13 protein-coding genes are annotated in these 16487 nt (G+C 52.3%); 7 read left to right on the top strand and 6 right to left on the bottom strand.

What is annotated here, in order from left to right:
• Positions 1-121 precede the first annotated feature (121 nt).
• Positions 122-1792 carry an AMP-binding protein gene (locus tag ACPXV9_RS11715; RefSeq protein ID WP_423897237.1) on the top strand — a complete coding sequence of 557 codons (1671 nt, stop codon included), beginning with the start codon at positions 122-124 and terminating at the stop codon, positions 1790-1792.
• Positions 1793-1818: 26 nt separating this feature from the next.
• Positions 1819-3033 (top strand): alpha/beta hydrolase, encoded by a 1215-nt coding sequence (locus ACPXV9_RS11710; RefSeq protein WP_423897235.1) that lies wholly within the window; start codon positions 1819-1821, stop codon positions 3031-3033.
• Here the strand turns inward: ACPXV9_RS11710 and ACPXV9_RS11705 are convergent.
• Together ACPXV9_RS11705 and ACPXV9_RS11700 are read right to left on the bottom strand one after the other, a co-directional pair.
• Positions 3030-7655 carry a response regulator gene (locus tag ACPXV9_RS11705; RefSeq protein WP_423897232.1) on the bottom strand — a complete coding sequence of 1542 codons (4626 nt, stop codon included), beginning with the start codon at positions 7653-7655 and terminating at the stop codon, positions 3030-3032. The two genes, ACPXV9_RS11710 and ACPXV9_RS11705, sit on opposite strands and share 4 nt — an antisense overlap.
• Before the next feature lie 20 nt (positions 7656-7675).
• Positions 7676-8710, bottom strand: coding sequence for an HD-GYP domain-containing protein (locus ACPXV9_RS11700; RefSeq protein ID WP_423897230.1), 1035 nt, complete (start codon positions 8708-8710; stop codon positions 7676-7678).
• A 189-nt stretch (positions 8711-8899) separates the two neighbouring features.
• Here ACPXV9_RS11700 and ACPXV9_RS11695 point away from each other — a divergent pair, with 189 nt between their 5' ends.
• On the top strand, positions 8900-10438 hold the full coding sequence (locus ACPXV9_RS11695; RefSeq protein WP_423897227.1) for a response regulator: 1539 nt from the start codon (positions 8900-8902) through the stop codon (positions 10436-10438).
• 12 nt (positions 10439-10450) lie between these two features.
• Here the strand turns inward: ACPXV9_RS11695 and ACPXV9_RS11690 are convergent, their stop codons facing one another.
• The gene (locus tag ACPXV9_RS11690) at positions 10451-11356 is read right to left on the bottom strand and encodes a patatin-like phospholipase family protein (protein WP_423897225.1); all 906 of its coding nucleotides are present in this window, start codon (positions 11354-11356) and stop codon (positions 10451-10453) included.
• Between the two features lie 160 nt (positions 11357-11516).
• Between ACPXV9_RS11690 and ACPXV9_RS11685 the strand changes: the two genes are divergently transcribed.
• Complete coding sequence (locus ACPXV9_RS11685; RefSeq protein WP_423897223.1) at positions 11517-12965, top strand: DcaP family trimeric outer membrane transporter; 1449 nt, start codon at positions 11517-11519, stop codon at positions 12963-12965.
• Positions 12966-12972: 7 nt separating this feature from the next.
• Here ACPXV9_RS11685 and ACPXV9_RS11680 read toward each other — a convergent pair whose 3' ends face one another.
• Positions 12973-13854 (bottom strand): aldo/keto reductase, encoded by an 882-nt coding sequence (locus ACPXV9_RS11680; RefSeq protein WP_423897221.1) that lies wholly within the window; start codon positions 13852-13854, stop codon positions 12973-12975.
• On the opposite strand from ACPXV9_RS11680, the gene ACPXV9_RS11675 reads away from it, so the two are divergent.
• The 3 genes from ACPXV9_RS11675 (at position 13849) to ACPXV9_RS11665 (ending at position 15348) form a co-directional block, all read left to right on the top strand.
• Positions 13849-13989, top strand: a complete 141-nt coding sequence (locus tag ACPXV9_RS11675) for a hypothetical protein (RefSeq protein WP_423897218.1) — start codon at positions 13849-13851, stop codon at positions 13987-13989. The two genes, ACPXV9_RS11680 and ACPXV9_RS11675, sit on opposite strands and share 6 nt — an antisense overlap.
• Before the next feature lie 76 nt (positions 13990-14065).
• On the top strand, positions 14066-15061 hold the full coding sequence (locus ACPXV9_RS11670) for an NAD(P)/FAD-dependent oxidoreductase (protein ID WP_423897217.1): 996 nt from the start codon (positions 14066-14068) through the stop codon (positions 15059-15061).
• A gap of 20 nt (positions 15062-15081) precedes the next feature.
• The gene (locus ACPXV9_RS11665; RefSeq protein ID WP_423897215.1) at positions 15082-15348 is read left to right on the top strand and encodes a DUF3081 family protein; all 267 of its coding nucleotides are present in this window, start codon (positions 15082-15084) and stop codon (positions 15346-15348) included.
• A 47-nt stretch (positions 15349-15395) separates the two neighbouring features.
• Here ACPXV9_RS11665 and ACPXV9_RS11660 read toward each other — a convergent pair whose 3' ends face one another.
• Entirely contained in the window at positions 15396-16151 is a 756-nt protein-coding gene (locus tag ACPXV9_RS11660; protein WP_423897213.1) for an SDR family NAD(P)-dependent oxidoreductase, read from the bottom strand.
• On the bottom strand, positions 16151-16387 hold the full coding sequence (locus ACPXV9_RS11655; protein WP_423897211.1) for a DUF6482 family protein: 237 nt from the start codon (positions 16385-16387) through the stop codon (positions 16151-16153). The genes ACPXV9_RS11660 and ACPXV9_RS11655 overlap by 1 nt, the downstream gene beginning before the upstream one ends.
• Positions 16388-16487 lie beyond the last annotated feature (100 nt).

Genomic DNA, 16487 nt, shown 5'->3' with positions numbered 1-16487 from the left:
TGATTGGATTCCAGTAGCAAAAAAATGGCTAATGCATTTAACAATTTTTGATGTGTCGGCACGACCCAAGTGTCCCTAGAATCGCGGCATCCAATAACAGCATCATTAATCAGGCCTTTCTATGACTAACAACACAGTAGCCCAAACCCCTCTGGACTGTTTTTATTACTGGGAGAGTACCAAGCCTGATGCCGTCTACCTGTCCCAGCCGACAGCGGGACAGTGGTGCGATTACAGTTGGGGTGAGGTGGGACAGCAGGCGAGAAAGGCCGCCGCATGCTTGCAAGCCATGGGAATCAAACAGGGCGAGCGTGTGTGCATTCTCTCGAAGAACTGCGCCCATTGGATGATCGCGGATCTGGCCATCATGATGAGCGGCGGTGCCAGTGCGCCGGCGTTTACCTCCATGAGTGCAGACGATGTGCTTTACATTTTGGAGCACAGTGGCTCTAAGGTGTTGATCGTTGGCGAAACCGATAACTGGGATCAGATCAAAGATTGCTTGCCCGAAGGGCTGGCTGTGATCAGCCTGCCGGGGATGGATATCCCTCAGGCCGACATTGGTTGGGCGCAACTGCTGGAGAACTTTGAGCCTGTGTCGGGTAATCCGGCGCGTGCACTGGACGATGAGTTGACCACCATCTACACATCGGGCTCAACCGGCAAACCCAAAGGCGTGATGTATGACTTTGAAGGGGCTTACCATGTGGCTCTGAATCTGGGCGATACCTACCGCATGACCGAAGACGACATCATGATTTCCTATCTGCCCATGGCACACGGCTTCGAGCGGGCGGTGGTTGACTGGATGAGCCTGCTTGCCGGTTATCGGGTTGGCTTCAACGAATCCCTGACAACATTTGCCGAGGATATGAAACAGGTTCGGCCCACGGTGTTCCAGTGTGTCCCCAGATTGTGGACCAAATTCCAGGAGGGCGTGGTTGCCAAGTTCGGTGGTCAGGATATTTTGTCCGGCAAGCTGGCCGACAGCGAGCAGAGCGATGCCATTAAGCTGGCGATTAAACAGGGACTGGGGCTGGATCGCGCGCGCCTGTGTTTGACCGGCTCTGCACCCACGCCTATGCCGTTGCATCAATGGTATGAAGCGTTGGATATGCCGCAGTGTGAAATATACGGTCAGTCGGAAGTGCTTTCAGGTACCTCCAATTTGCCGTGGGACCGCAAGGCCGGGACTCTGGGTAAACCAACCTGTCACACCGACATCAAAATTTCCGATATCGGTGAAATTCTGATTCGTGCCCGCGCCATGATGACCGGTTACCTCAATGAGCCGGAGAAGACCGCAGAGACTCTGATTGATGGCTGGATTCACACCGGTGACAAAGGCGAGATTGATGCCGACGGCTTCTTGCGCATCACCGGCCGCATCAAAGAAATTTTCAAAACCGCCAAAGGCAAGTACGTTGCGCCGGTACCCATCGAGGGACACTTTGTCTCTAACCCTTACATCGAGCAAGTGTGTCTGATTGGCAACGGTTTACCACAAACGGTACTGACCTTGCAGTTATCGGAAATTGGCAAAAATGCAGCACGCGAAGTCGTTGCAGCCGAAATTGGTAAACAGGTTGTGGCGGTGAATGAGTCGCTGGGTGCCCACGAAAAAATGGCCGGGATTGTCATCAGTGCTCAGGACTGGAGTTCTGCCAATGGTCGGGTAACCCACACCATGAAAATCAAACGTCAGCCCATTGAACAATATTTTCAGCCACTGGCTGAGGGCGTGTTTGCCGAATCATCGACGGCCGCACATCCTGCCGTGATCTGGGAATAACTTTTTCAATCAGAGCGGTGACCCAGATGACGGATTTGTCCGATAGCATAACCCGCATTGCCAATGCGGATTACAGTCACAGTCACGCTTTGCCGGATCAGCCCTGGTGGGAAAACTTGGAGAGTAATTTTCATAAATTCCCCAACGGTTTTGAGCTGGATCTGAAAACCCGGTCGATGGTGAATGCGACCGTTGTGCAGGATGTGATTCTGCGCACTCTGGCTGCCACGTTAATTGCCTCCTGTTGTGCCCCCATGACACTGGGGCGTTTAAAAAAATGGGACACAAGCCGAGACGCCGAGTTCTACCGTAATCTGGCAAACCGTGGTGCTCGGGAAGCGTTTTTCAAAAAGCCCGAAGCCGTGGTCGAGGTTGAAGTAACAGATCCCCGTTGGGTCCTGTTCAAACCCGAAGACGGTGTCTGTAAAAACCTCGCCTTTGAATCGCCCTTTACACCGGTCAATCAAGATTTTACTGATCGATATCTTAAGCACAGCAATAACCGAACCGCCATCGCCCAGCACTGGCGCCACGATGGTTCACCCCGGCCAACTTTGTGTGTGATCCATGGTTTTATGGCGGATGCCTATTGGGCCAACAGCAAGTTTCTGGCGCTCGAGTGGTTTTACAAGCAGGGTTACGATGTCTTGCTGTACACGCTGCCGTTTCACGGAAAACGTCAGGGGGCCCTGTCGCCCTTCAGTGGCTATGGCTATTTCTCTGGTGGCTTTGCTCAATTTAATGAATCGGTGGCGCAATCGATTTACGATTTGCGTCTGTTTCTTGATTACCTTCAGGCCAATGGTGTCAGCCAGTTTGGGGTGACGGGGATCAGTCTGGGTGGGTATACCGCTTCGGTACTGGCCAATGTTGAAGAGCGTCTGGAGTTTTGTATCCCCAATGTGCCCGTGGTGAGCCCGCCGGATTTGTTTCTTGAATGGTCCCCCATGAACGCCGTACTGAAAGCCACCATGGCGGTTTCCGGTGTCAGTGTGCGCGAGTTACGACACCTGATGGCGGTGCACAGTCCTCTGAGTTACAAACCCAAACTGGACAGGGAGCGGCTGATGATTATTGCCGGTGCCGGAGATCGCTTGGCTCCGCCGAAATACTGTCGTCTGCTGTGGGAGCATTGGGATCGATGCCGGATTCACTGGTTTCCCGGCAATCACCTGGTTCATCTTGATCAGGGACGTTACCTGAAAGAGATGCTGGCATTTATGCGAAACTTGAATTTTTAATGACGGTTTTCCAAAGCGGTGGACAGTTCGATCAAAACACCTTGCGCCTCATCAAAATCGTAGCTGTCGATGGCTTCGCTCAGCCGCTGCAAGTAGGGTTCAAATTCATTGCCCCTTAAATAAGGTTCCAATTGATAGACCATGTCATTGGCGTCGGTATCGTAGTTGTCTACCAACTCTTTTAATTGCGAAATCAACAGCAGTGTGGAGGGCAGATCGAACGGTTTGTGTTCTTTCTGGCTCGGGGATTCTGCCAATAAGGGTTGAAGACCATCGAGGACAATGCGCAAGGTGTCTGTCACAGCGCCAAGCTCTTTAGCAACGTCCGCTTTGTTCGAGCGACAGGACTGTTCCAGTTTTAAGGCGGCTTCCTGAACTTGGTAGGCGCCAATGTTACCCGCCGTGCCTTTCAGTGTGTGGGCGCTGCGAATGGCGCTGTTCTGGTCGGTCTTGCTCTGGTTGAAGTCCGATTCAAAATTTTGGTAATGCGTGGCAAAGCGCCTGAGTAATTTACCGAACAGTGCCGGATTGTTCTGAGCCGTTTTTAAGCCGCCCTGGATGTCGATGCCAGGTAGATTGTCCGGCAGGTTAACAGGTTCAAGGTGCTCTGCTCGCGCTGTGGCGGAAATCGGAGCGGAACGGGACGGCGTAATCCATCTGGCCATGGTGTTGAACATGTCCTGAACATTGATGGGTTTGGCAATGTGATCGTTCATGCCAACGGCCAAGACTTTTTCCTTGTCGCCAGCCATGGCGTTGGCGGTCATGGCAATGATGGGGAGGGATCTGAAGCGCTCGTCTTCGCGAATCTTTTGAGTGGCGGTATAGCCATCCATGACCGGCATCTGACAGTCCATCAAAACGCCATCAAATTCATCTTGTTGCAGTTTTTCTATGGCCTGCTGACCATCCTCAGCCAGTGTGGCTAGGATGCCGTTACTGCGCAACAGTTCCAGTGCCAGATCCTGATTGATTTCGTTGTCTTCCACCAGCAGAATTCGTGCACCGCTGAGTTTGCGGATGGGCTCGGATGGATGGCCTTGTCGCTCTTCATGGTAAGCGTCATTGACGGTCTCTTTCCCCAGTGCCAGCAAAACGGTGTCAAGCACGTTGGATGCCGTAAGCGGTTTGCTCAGGAAGCCTTGTATTTTTACATCGTGACTGATCTCTATTGCTTCTTCTGAGCTGTAGAGTGGCGTCATCAAAACGATCTGCAGCTCGTCACCGTATTGATGGCGAATGTCCCTGATCAGTTCGATGCCATTGCATTGCGGCATTTTCCAGTCAATCAACAGCAGTTGGTCATCCAGATTGTGACGATTTGATAATTGTTCGAGAGCGTCTTTGGCGGAACTGCTTTGCTCGACTCGGAAGCCGAAGCGGACCAAAATCTGTTGCAGAATGTTCCGTGAAGTGTCGTTGTCATCGACGATAAGAACTTTGGGAGAACCAAGATTGCTGGTCGGTGGGATGGCCAGATGCGGTTGAGCATCCTGCAGAACAAATTGGGCGGTAAAGTAGAAGGTGCTGCCGCTTTGCTCTTCACTGTGCGCCCATATTTTGCCCCCCATCATTTCGGTCAGGCGCTGACAGATCACCAGCCCCAGACCGGTACCGCCATATTTTCTCGTGGTCGAAGAGTCGGCCTGACTGAAAGATTTGAACAGCTTGTCTGTTTGTTTCCGGTTCATGCCAATGCCGGTGTCATGCACGGAAAATTCCAGTATCGCCTTGTTGTCGAAACGGTTTTCGAGTTTGACGTTGATCAGCACTTCGTCGCCGGAATTGGAAAACTTGATGGCATTATTGCCAAGGTTCAAGAGAATTTGACCGAGACGCATCGGATCGCCTTTCAGGGCGGTGGGGACATCGGGCTCCACATTGAAATTCAGCTCGAGGTCGCTCTCTTCGGCTTTGAGGCCAATCAGGTTGGAGAGGTTGTCCATCACATCTTCGAGTCTGAAATTGGTGAACTCCATATCCAATTTTCCAGACTCAATTTTTGAAAAGTCCAGAATGTCATTGATGATTCCCAGTAGGGATTCGGCGCTGCGATGGACCTTGCTGATGTAACCGCGCTGCTTGCGATTAAGGTCGCTTTGCAGTGCCAGATGACTCATGCCGATGATGGCGTTCATCGGGGTGCGGATTTCGTGCGACATGTTGGCCAGGAAGTTGGACTTGGCGTTGTTGGCATCGTCGGCCATGCGTTTGGCTTCCAGCAAGCTTTGCTCGGCTTCACGTTCTAGGGTGACGTCATGCAAACCGACAATCAACAGATCCTCGTTATCAAAGAAGATGCTGCTTAATTTCACTTCAATGATCAGTTCGTCGCCGCGTTTGTTTTGAATCTTGAAATCCAGTCGCTGGCCGCTGTGTTTATCTTTTCCTTCAAGTAACCGCTCCAGTCGATTGCTCTGGTTGGAAGATGCTTTGGCAGACAGCAGAGCTTCAAGCGGTTTGCCGATTAATTCTGCGTGACTGTAACCCAGTGTTTGGCTGCATGCCTGATTGGCATCGAGAATGGTGCCTTGAGTTTGCACAACCAAAATGGGGTCGGGAGTGGCATTGAGAATGACGTCGACTCGTTGTTTTTCCTTGCCCAGTGCCTGTTGTAGTTGTTTGGTTTCATCAATGTCCAGATGTATGCCGAGTACCCGATTGGCGGCATTGTCGCTGTTGCGTTCGAACGCTTTACCGACGCAGAGAATCCACTTGTATTCTCCGGATTTGGTGCGCATGCGAAACTCATCATGGTAGGCGTCACTCATCCCCAGCACATGGTTTTGCAAGGCGTTGACGGCCTCTTCTCTGTCCTCAGGATGAATCAGTTTGACCCAGCGATTGTGGCTGTCGCCGTACTCATGAACCAGTTCCTGATCGGTAAAGCCGAGCATGGTGCACCAGATGTCGTTGGTGATAAATTCTCCGGTGATGGCGTTCCAGTCCCACATGCCGGCATTGGCGCCCGACATGGCCAGATTGAGTCGCTCCTGGCTCTGTTGCAGTGCGTGTTCATTGGCCTTGCGCTTGCGAATATCCCGGATCACCGCCATGATCACTTCGGCGTCTTCCCACTCCGCCGGTTGCAGTAATACTTCGCAGATAAAGTCGGTGCCGTCTTTATGGCGGTGCACCCATTCAAACAAGGCTTTCTGTTTACCCAGTGCCTGTTTTATATAATTCCGGGAAAGTTCAAGCGAGTTTTCACCGCCCGGTTGGGTTGGGGGAGAAACATCCTCAACCCCGAGCAATTTCAATTCGTCCAGATCATAACCCAGCAGTTCGGTGGCGGCCGAGTTGCAATTAAGAAATCTGTCCGCTGTCATCAGAATTACGGCATCACGGGTGGATTCGAATAATCTCAGGTATTGCTCTTCATGATCCTTGATCTCTTCGGTGCGCCGATGCAGTTGCTCTTCCAGATTGTCCTTGGCCTGCTCCAGTTCGCGCCCGGCGCGGTTGCTTGAGCGAATGCTGAAGGTCAGGCTGCCGATCGACATCAGCAGCGTCAGGGCGATCAAAATGATCAGGGCATTGCGTATAAAGTAATAGCTGTCGTATGCCTCATTGCGGTCAATTTCGGTGGCGAGCCCCAGATTGAGCTCGTCATTCCATAACCAGGTTCCAATCACTTTGACGCCGCGGTAATCCGGGTAGCCTTCGACGTTAGTGCCCGCCTCTTTGAAGGTGATGCCCTTGGTCATATTGGTCAGTTGGTTCTGAGAGGTTGGCGCGTTGATGTCGGCTTGTAATTTTAATATGGAGCTCTGATCCTGCTCTAAAATGCCCTGCTGTTTTAGCGCTCGGGTAAAACGGCTTTCTGAAATTAAAACCCCATCCTCATTAAGGGCATAGGTTTCCCCGCTGTCGCCCACGCGTCCACCGGCCATGATGGCACTGAACTCCAGAGACGGGTCAATGTGCTGAATCAGAATGGCAACGGACTGACCATTGGCGTCTTTGATCGGTGCGGCAAAAAAAGCAACAGGGGAGTCCTTGCGGCGATGGTCCGGTGCGAACTGAATGGGGGGGATAAATTGCGGTTGCCCCCAAAGTACCCTGGCAAGCAGGTGACGATACTTATCTGCAATCAGATTGATGTTGCCAAGCACGCTCTCATCGTAGCTGGCAATATTGATGTAATTGGCCGAAACCAGAGAATAGCTTGCAGCCAGCGTTGGGTTATGGATCTGCAAATAATCCCGAATCCGGGTTCGCTGGGTGCTGTGTACCAGATTTTTACCGTCTTTGTGCTCTTCCAGCAGGGCTTGGGTCAAGTCGACAATGGCCGGCCTCTCGGCAATGGTCAACAACTGCTTCAGATTGTTGTTGGCCCAGATTTGTAAACCCTGATTGGTGGTTTCGAGGACAGCGCTCAGAATCCAGCGGTAGCTGTTCTGTTCGCGTTGCTGGATTCTTTCAAGGCCAACGTAGGACAGTGACAAAATGGTGGCCACCAGCAGAGCATTGAGACTCAAGATGGCATTGCGCCGGCGTTTGGAATTGAAATGTTTGTCACGGTTCGACGCAGAGCCGTTTCGGTTGATGTTGGTGATAGCCATAATAAACAGCATCACCAGCGTCAGCAGCAGCAGGAAAGGAATGAGCGATGGTTCCAATGTGCTGTCCGTCATCGCGCTCAGTTCTCGAATTTGTCCAGATACTGTTGTTGAATCTCCCGAATCTGGGGCAGGCATTTGATGAATTTGGGCACCAGCTCAGGATCAAAATGCTTGCCACTCTGTTCTTCTATCAGAGCGATGGCCTTCTCCTCCGGCCAGGCTTGTTTGTAAGGCCGCTCACTGGTCAGGGCATCAAATACGTCGGCGATGGCAACAATCCTTGCGGAGATGGGGATGTCGGTGCCTTTCAGCCCGTTGGGATATCCGGAACCATCCCACTTTTCATGGTGGTAAATGGCGATTTCTTTGGCCAGCTGCAGGATCGGTGACTCGTGATCGCCGATGATATTGGCGCCGTATTCGGCGTGCTTTTTCATGATCTCCCATTCTTCGGCATCGAGTTTACCCGGTTTCAGCAGTACCCGGTCCGGGATGCCGATCTTGCCGATGTCGTGCATGGGGGCGGCGTTGTAGAGCAGCTCGCACCAATCGGGAGTCATCTGATGCTCTTCAGCCAGAAACTTGGCAAACCAGCTCATGCGAATGACGTGCATACCGGTTTCATTGTCTTTGTACTCAGCCGCACGACCCAAACGCCGAATAATTTCCAGGCGGGTACTCTGCAGTTCTTCGGTGCGCTCCTGTACCAACTCTTCCAGATGACGTGCCTGATTGTAGAGTGACAGCTGCGCCTGAACCCGGGCTTTGACAATGGCGGGGCTGATGGGTTTGGTAATGTAGTCGACAGCTCCCAGCGAGAAACCCGCCTGTTCATCTTCCACCTCGGTTTTTGCGGTGACAAAGATCACGGGGATACCCATGGTGCCGGGGTTGGACTTCAGCTCACGACATACTTGATAACCGTCCATGTCGGGCATCATGATATCGAGCAGTATCAGATCCGGTTTTGGGGTTTTCTCGACAATCTTCAAGGCCGCCGCACCGTTGAGGGCGGCTTTTACCTTGTACTTGTCCCTCAGCACGCCGGTCAGTACGTCGATATTTTCCGGTGTGTCATCGACTACCAAGATGGTAGCTTTGTCGTTACTCATGATTGTTACTCGTAGCCGGTTTATGGCTTTGGTTGGGTGGTTTTGGTCAGACTGCCAGGGTCACTGTGTCGGGCAGCGGGCCTGAAACCTTTGCAACTTATCTGCTGAAGTTGGAGTCATATGACCGTAAATTACGTTAATCTATCCTATTATTGTTAGGGCCAGTTAATTAAATCTAGCGCAGAATCCATGAACACGTCTAATCATCAAATTGTTAATTTTGATAAGCCTTTCCGGGGGCTGTCGGCGTTGGTTGTCGACAATTTTGAAAATATGCGATCGACCATCTCCGCCATCCTCATCGATGCCGGTTTTGACAAGGTGCACCCGGCTTCAGATGGTGAGGCGGCGCTGAATATACTGCAACACAACAAAGTGGATTTGATTATTGCCGAACGTCAGTTGCCGAAGATGGACGGTCTGGAGCTGTTGCGGCGTGTACGTGCTGATTCCAAAACTATCCAGCTGCCGTTCATTATGGTGTCTGCGACTCTGGAACAGGCTGAAGTCGTCGCTGCCATCAAAAGTGGTGTGTCGGATTTTGTGGTAAAACCCTTTTCAGCCCAGATCCTGATAGAGCGCATCAAACGCGGCATGGCCAAGCCCTCTCACGTTTATGCTTCACGTATTGAAACGGAAACCAAGAAGAAGCTGAAGATTCTGGTCGTGGACGATATTCCGGATAATATCCAGATTATCAGTGACATCCTCAGGCAGGATTATCGGGTGATGGCGGCCAACTCCGGCGAGCGGGCGTTAAAATTGTGTACCGGAGAAGCACCACCCGATCTGGTATTGCTGGACATTATGATGCCGGGCATGGATGGCCTGGAGGTATGCCGACGGCTTAAAGCCGCACCCGGGACGCAACACATAGCGGTGATCTTTTTGACCGCTCTCGATCAGGATCAGCAGATTGTCGAGGGCTTTGAAATGGGTGCCCTTGATTATATCACCAAGCCGATTGTGCCTTCGGTGGTGAAAGCCAGAGTGGCAGCCCACTGCCGGCTGATTCAGGGCAACCATCTGCTGCGATATCAAGTGAATCTGATGCTTGAAAATGCGCGCCTTAAGGAAGACTTTGATCGCGTCCTGCAGCATGATTTGAAACGGCCGGTTTCAGAAATGATGAAAGCCGTGGATCTGGTGGAAAAATATTCCAGAGACCCCGAGAAGGTGGTTGAGAATGCCGAAGTGCTGCGCTCATCCTGTCAGCAGATGGCCAGTCTGGTGGAGAATATGATGTTGGTCGGCAGGCTGGAGGGCGGTGATTATCAGCTGGAACCGGTCAGTCTCAATCTCAAAACCATCCTTGAGGATGTGGTTATGGCCAATATCGTTTCGATCCGGGAGAAGCTGCTGGAGATCAAAAACAATGTGGATGACTGCATTGTCTCCGGTGAGGAGAGCCTGTGTCGTTCCCTGTTCAACAGCCTGTTTGTCAACGCCATTGAGGCGGCCCCGAGAGGGTCTGCGGTGGTGCTGGATATGGAGCGGGCGATCAAACGCACCGGCCTGTTCAATACCATCACCATTCACAATGCCGGCGCCATTCCCGAAGAGGTGCGCGACACTTTCTTTGACAAATACTCCACCCACGGCAAAAAGAACGCTGCGGGTCTGGGCACCTACGCCGCCAAGATGTTTACCGAAGTCCAACACGGTGAAATCAGCTTTAAATCGTCCGCCCGGCAGGGCACGGATGTCTCGGTCAGTCTGCCGGTTTGACCGGGTGTTGCATCAAGACAGTCCCAGAGTCTGCATCACCCTGTCAACTTCCCTGAGCCCCTGTTGATAACCCGCCTCGGCGGCTGGCTGGCGGGTTGTGGGTTCCAGCGGATCCTTGCCCATCGCCAGTTTGCTGGTCTCGTCGGGCTTAATGACCCATGCCTGGGTTCCTTCCTGTTCCAGTACGGCCAGATCCTCTTCCAGTGTCTCTCCCGGTATCAGCGGATTGCTGCCCCCCATGGGGGAGATCACCAGCAGCCGGTCCGCACCACGGGCGTAGAGCGCGTTATCGGTCGATTGCATGCCACCATCCATATAAATGCCGTCATCCAGTTGCACCGTGGGCCATATCCCGGGCACGGCACAACTGGCTGTAACAGCGTCCACCAGATCAATCTGGCTGCTACGGTCGAGGCAGCGTGGTTCACCCGTGGCGGTGTTGACCGTGATGATGTTCAGGTCCATGTCAGGCCACTGGTGGCTGGGCAGACGCTGTTCGATAACCGCTCGGCGGTCTTCGGGCGCTACGCGATTGGTTTTTCTGGCCATTTTCCCGATCCGGCGGCGGTAACGCTGTGGGTTTTTAGCCGATAACAGCAGATGCATCATCAGAGAGAGGCCGAGCCGGGGCAGGCTGATATCGGGCTTGAGCTCCCCAACCTGATGCTGTGGGTCGGTTTGGCGCTGATAGAGCTCACTCAGGGGCGTACCGCTGCTGATTTGGGCGGCGACAGTGGCGCCGGCGGAGGTGCCAACCAGACGTTGCAATTGATTGATATGAAAGCCGTTTTCCTCCAGCGCCAGCAGCAAGCCGGTCATCCAGGCAATACCGGCAACACCGCCTCCGCCCAGAACAAGGTGGGTTTTTGGGCTCACTTGGGAGATGGACTCGGTGGCTGATTTTTTATTGTGGTTCATGAACTGGGCTCTCGTTAGCGGGCTTGCAATGTGTGCAAACGTATTGCGCTTGTGTGTTATTGGTTAAAAAGCGAGCTTTTTTTGTGATTTCAAATTGACAGCCTGAGACCTCTGAACTTGAATTCCTAGAACCGTTAAACGCGACCCCAAGGAGGACGCCATGCCACGACTCAAACTGCTCGCAGCCGCCATCATGATCTCCACTTCACCTGTTTTATCTGCGATGGAAGAGGGGAGTTGGCAGGAGGAGTTACAAAAGCTTCGTGCCGAGTTGCAACAAACCCAGAGCGCTCTCAAGGACGTTAAACAGGAGCTGAATCTTCTCAAGAAGGGCGTATCCACTCAAGCACTGGATAGCGGTGAGCCGGTCAATCCGCTGGCCAATCAGCCAGTTGCCGAACCGGGCCATGCTCTGCGCATTTCCAAGAGCGACATCGATATATCGGTGAACGGGTACGTGCGCATGGACATGATCTACGAAGGCGATCGCACCGGCAGTGAAAATACCTTTGTGCCGGCCCAGATTCCGGTGAAGTGGAAGCCGCAAAACGATGGCAACGCCAATGACGGCGACAATCAATATCACATTGGCAGTGATCCTTCGGTCTTTACCCGTGGCAAGCAGACCAATATGCACGCCAAGCAGAGCCGCCTGGGTATCAGTGCTGCCGGCATGACCGACTATGGCCGTTTTAAAACCCATCTGGAAGGCGACTTCTATGGCGGTGCCGGTGACAGTTTCCGTTTGCGCCATGCTTACGGTGAGTTGGGTAACTGGCTGCTGGGGCAGACCTGGACCAACTTTGGCAGTCTCGAATCCCTGCCCAATACCCTCGATTTTGAAGGTCCGGGTTCGCAAATGCCAGGACGTAATCAACAGATTCGCTACAAGCATAAAATTGACGATCGCTGGTCATTTGTCGCCGCGCTGGAAGACAGCAGCTATGATCCGGCCAATGTGGATGGGGCCAATTGTGGCTCGGTGGATTGCACCATCACCGACTTTGAAAATGCCTTTCCGGATGTGATTGCCAATATCAGTTATGACGATGGCCCCAATTTTTATCAGCTGGCACTGGCCTGGGCAGATCTGGAGGTGAATGCGAATATTGACACCAACAGCGATGGTAATACCGATTTTAGTGACAGCTACAACCTCAATGGCAGCGGTGTTGCTTTCAGTGGTCGCCACCGTTTTGGTGATCGCCATATGTTGCAGTACCAGTACACCTGGACCGATGGTATGGGCCATCTGATCACCGATCTTGGTAACAACGATATCGCCAGTAATGCCGTGCTAGTTAATGACGGCCAGAGCATCAAAGAGCTGGAGGCCACGGCCTGGCAAGTGGCTTATCAGTTCTGGTGGAAGCCCAATCTGAGTTCAACTTTCGTTTACTCCGAGGTGGAATTGGATAACATCATATCCGAATTGGATAACCCTCACGGCTACAACGACACTCTCTACACCTCAGCCAATCTGGTGTGGAATGTCACCGACCGGGTGACCACGGGTGTTGAATACCTCTATGGTGAGCGCACCAATAACAACGGCGAGACGGGGGACGCCTCGCGTATCCAGTTTATGTCGCAGTTTAATTTCGACTGAGCACTGTTCAGGCGGGTACTGTCATGGCCATATTGTCGGCGTAGGCGGTATCCGGATCTGCGCCAAAGCGGTGATCGCGATTGAGTTGATTGATCGCCGCAATCTCCTCTTCGGTTAATTCAAACCCGTCCAGTTCCAGATTCTTGCGCATATTGGTTTCACTCTCTGCCTTGGGCAGGACAATGCGCTGCTGCTGGATATCCCATTTTAAAATCACCTGTGCCGGGCCCACCTGATACTTGTCGGCAATGGCGGCAATGACCGGGTCGGCAATGGGCTTTTCACTGGTGGGGGTGTTACTCCAGGTCCCTGATCCCAGAGGCGACCAGCAGGCCACCACAATGCCATTGTCCTGGCAAAAGTCGCACAGGGCCGATTGCGTCAGATAGGGATGCAGCTCCAGTTGATTGTAGGTGGGTTTGATTCTGGCAAACCCCAGCAGGTCTTCGATATCCTGTTGCCTAAAGTTGGACAGACCCAGCGACCGTACCTTGCCCTGATCGTGCAGCGCCTCCATGGCTTGCCAGGTGGCCCGGGTTTGCTCGGGTACTGGCCAGTGCACCAGATACAGATCCACATACTCCATCTGCAGTCGGGCCAGACTCTGTTCAAACGCGGTCAGGGTTTGCTCATAACCCTGCTGGTTATCCCAGACCTTGGAGACAATAAAGAACTCTTCTCTGGGGATGCCAGATGCCTGGATGGCTTTGCCAAGACTGCGCTCGTTGCCATAGAGTGAGGCGGTGTCGAAGTGACGATAGCCACAGGCAATGGCTTTGAGGATGGTGTCGACCACATATTGATCGTCCTGTTGCCAGCCGCCTATGGCGCAGGTGCCGTAGGCTTGGGCAGGAATCGTGTGGCCATCGTTCAGTTGAAGGGTATGCATGATGAAAGCCTCTGGTTGATTGCCATTTTGGATTGGAAAATCAGCGTTAAGTTCAGCATCTGGTGTTACGCACAAACCCTGAAAGCCGATCTTCTGGATCATCTGATCGGGTATGGATTGCGTATCAATGATTGATGTACCCGGTTGAATTGAGGCTCCCAAGAGCTTTTCCTAAACCATCGCCGGGCGATAAATAAATTCAAGGTTTTGCATGAATATAGCCATTATCGGGGCGGGCATTGCAGGTCTGACCGCCGCACAGCAACTTCAGAAATTGGGCCATCAGGTGATCGTCTTCGAAAAGTCTCGTGGTCGTGGCGGTCGTCTCTGCAGCAAGCGTCTGCAGTGGCAGGAAACAGAAACCTCACTGGATATTGGCGCCCAATATTTTACCGCCCGCGATCCCCGGTTTGTGGCCGCCACCGAACAATGGCTCAGTGCCGGTGTAGTGCAACCCTGGCAGTTTGATCCCCACGTTTATAAAGGTGGTGTTTTGAGCCCCTCAGCGGATGATCAAATTCGTTACGTGGGTGTGCCCGGCATGAACAGTATTGCCCATCATTTATCGCAGGGCATTAGCATTCGTCGTGAAACCCGGATTACCCGTGTAGAGAAAGCCGATGATGAATGGTTGCTGTTTGATGAGAAGGGTTACTGTTACCAGCATTTCGATTGGTTGTTTGTTTCGGCTCCGGCCAGACAAACATTTGATCTGATCAATGGGGTATCCGATTTAACCGATGCCATACCCGTCAACAGCCTCAGACCCTGCTGGGCATTAGCGTTGCAGATCGAGCAACGCACCCCGGCCGATGTGCAGGGTATTTTCAGTGATGACAAGGTGCGCTGGGCCAGTAAATTATCCAGCCGCCCGCAAAGGCAATCCACGGCCGAGCAGTGGATGTTGCATTTCAATCCAGGCTGGAGTGAAAGTCAGGGTAAAGCTATCCAGGAAAAGCTGCCGGGTATTGGTCTGGCGTGGTTGCAATCGGTGTTCGACCAGTCATTGACCCTGACTCAATCGCACAGCCATTACTGGGCTTACGCCAGCATCGCAGATAACCATTCTGTTGCCGATGTGGTCTGGATGGATCGGCAACAGCACTTGTCCCTGTTAGGCGATTGGACTCAGGCGGGGCGCATCGAAGGTGCCTGGGTATCGGCGATTTCGGCGGTGGAAAATTTTGTCGCGCTAACCGGTTCTTGACTTAGGCAGGAGGTGAATCAATGGACGAGCATTTACAAGCCAGAGTCCTGATGCTGGCAGCTGAGACCATCAGGGAAAAGGGGCTTTCTCGCGATGGCCGCTACATCTTTGATCAGGTGTCCCTGCTGATCAGTCACGATGGCTACACCATCAGCCTCAGTGATTCACAGGTGACTTTGCATTTGTACTTCCACAATAAAATCGCGGTTGAGTGCAAACATCAGCGCGATGTCGAAACCTTTTACCGTAAGTTGAAACGCATTGGCGCATCAGAGGTCGGAGATTGATGTCAGTTATAGAAGGCATTGCATTCAATGATGATTGGTCGGCGCTTTTACCAGGGGATTTGTTCCCCTTGCCAATCGAGGTATTGCAAGTTGGCTGATGATTCATTGCTTTGTAAATGTGACAGCAACTGATTGGCAACAAACTCAGGTGTGAATAATTTTCCCTCGGGCACATTGTTCTGAAACGGTTTTGACAGTGGCGTATCGGTGGTGCCCGGATGAAACAGGAACAGTTTTACCTGTGGGTGGGTTCTGTTGAGTTCCGGCGAAAATGTTTTTACCAGCATGTTAAGGCAGGCTTTGGATGCACGGTAGCTGTACCAGCCTCCCAGTCGATTATCACTGATGCTGCCTACCCGGGCTGAAAATAGCACCACATTGATGGGGCGTCGGCGGGGTAGATGTTGATAGAGGCATTGCAACCACAGAAAAGGAATGGTGGCGTTGCTGTGCATCACCTCTGCAAAATTTTCATGATCAAAATCTTTGATGCGCTTTTCCGGAAACAGGTGCTGGTCGTGCAATTTGCCATTGCAGATGATCACGGTGTCTAAAACCTGTAATCGCTCGGTCTGCTGTTGGCAAATTGTTTCAATGTCATTAAGTGAATAATCGCATTGAAACCAAAGATTGCGATTGCCTTCGTCAGAAAAGTCATCCGGAATGTCACCACTTCGGCTGATGGCGGTCAGCTGTAATTCCGGATTGTGTTCTTGCTCGGTCAGAGCGTATTTCATCAATGATCGGGCAATGGTGCTTGAAGCGCCGACAATCAACAGATTGCCGGGGGAGTGGTCTGTCATCAGTTATTGATCATTTCGTGGTAGGCGTTGGATTGCTTCAGGTCGAAGGATTTTGCGCCGTGTTTTTCCAGCCACTCGCGAGCACTGAACAGGGATGGGAAATAGTTGTCGTGCTTTTCGACAACTTCGCCATATTCGTTAATCAGTTTGGCAATGTAGATGTCGCCTTCGTGTGACTCTATCTCGCCAGTCAGAGGGCCATGGAACATCATTTGGTGGCGTATGGATTCAAACATGTTTATCTCCCAGTGGTCAGTTTCAAGCTGTTACGCAACAGAGAGTTGGGTGGTTTAAGTTGATGGCTGATTTTTGATCAAGGTGATTTCAGGGTGATCC

This window comes from Candidatus Pelagadaptatus aseana (genome assembly GCF_040362265.1).
In the GTDB taxonomy this organism is placed as follows: Bacteria; Pseudomonadota; Gammaproteobacteria; order Pseudomonadales; family Cellvibrionaceae; genus Pelagadaptatus; species Pelagadaptatus aseana.
This window is presented reverse-complemented; position numbering and strand designations above follow the sequence as displayed.

Excerpts from the sequence above, each read along its gene's own strand:
- ACPXV9_RS11715 (WP_423897237.1), top strand. The coding sequence starts at position 122 with ATGACTAACAACACAGTAGCCCAAACCCCTCTGGACTGTTTTTATTAC.
- ACPXV9_RS11710 (WP_423897235.1), top strand. The coding sequence starts at position 1,819 with ATGACGGATTTGTCCGATAGCATAACCCGCATTGCCAATGCGGATTAC.
- ACPXV9_RS11700 (WP_423897230.1), bottom strand. The coding sequence starts at position 8,710 with ATGAGTAACGACAAAGCTACCATCTTGGTAGTCGATGACACACCGGAA.
- ACPXV9_RS11695 (WP_423897227.1), top strand. The coding sequence starts at position 8,900 with ATGAACACGTCTAATCATCAAATTGTTAATTTTGATAAGCCTTTCCGG.
- ACPXV9_RS11690 (WP_423897225.1), bottom strand. The coding sequence starts at position 11,356 with ATGAACCACAATAAAAAATCAGCCACCGAGTCCATCTCCCAAGTGAGC.
- ACPXV9_RS11685 (WP_423897223.1), top strand. The coding sequence starts at position 11,517 with ATGCCACGACTCAAACTGCTCGCAGCCGCCATCATGATCTCCACTTCA.
- ACPXV9_RS11675 (WP_423897218.1), top strand. The coding sequence starts at position 13,849 with ATGCATGATGAAAGCCTCTGGTTGATTGCCATTTTGGATTGGAAAATC.
- ACPXV9_RS11680 (WP_423897221.1), bottom strand. The coding sequence starts at position 13,854 with ATGCATACCCTTCAACTGAACGATGGCCACACGATTCCTGCCCAAGCC.
- ACPXV9_RS11670 (WP_423897217.1), top strand. The coding sequence starts at position 14,066 with ATGAATATAGCCATTATCGGGGCGGGCATTGCAGGTCTGACCGCCGCA.
- ACPXV9_RS11665 (WP_423897215.1), top strand. The coding sequence starts at position 15,082 with ATGGACGAGCATTTACAAGCCAGAGTCCTGATGCTGGCAGCTGAGACC.
- ACPXV9_RS11660 (WP_423897213.1), bottom strand. The coding sequence starts at position 16,151 with ATGACAGACCACTCCCCCGGCAATCTGTTGATTGTCGGCGCTTCAAGC.
- ACPXV9_RS11655 (WP_423897211.1), bottom strand. The coding sequence starts at position 16,387 with ATGTTTGAATCCATACGCCACCAAATGATGTTCCATGGCCCTCTGACT.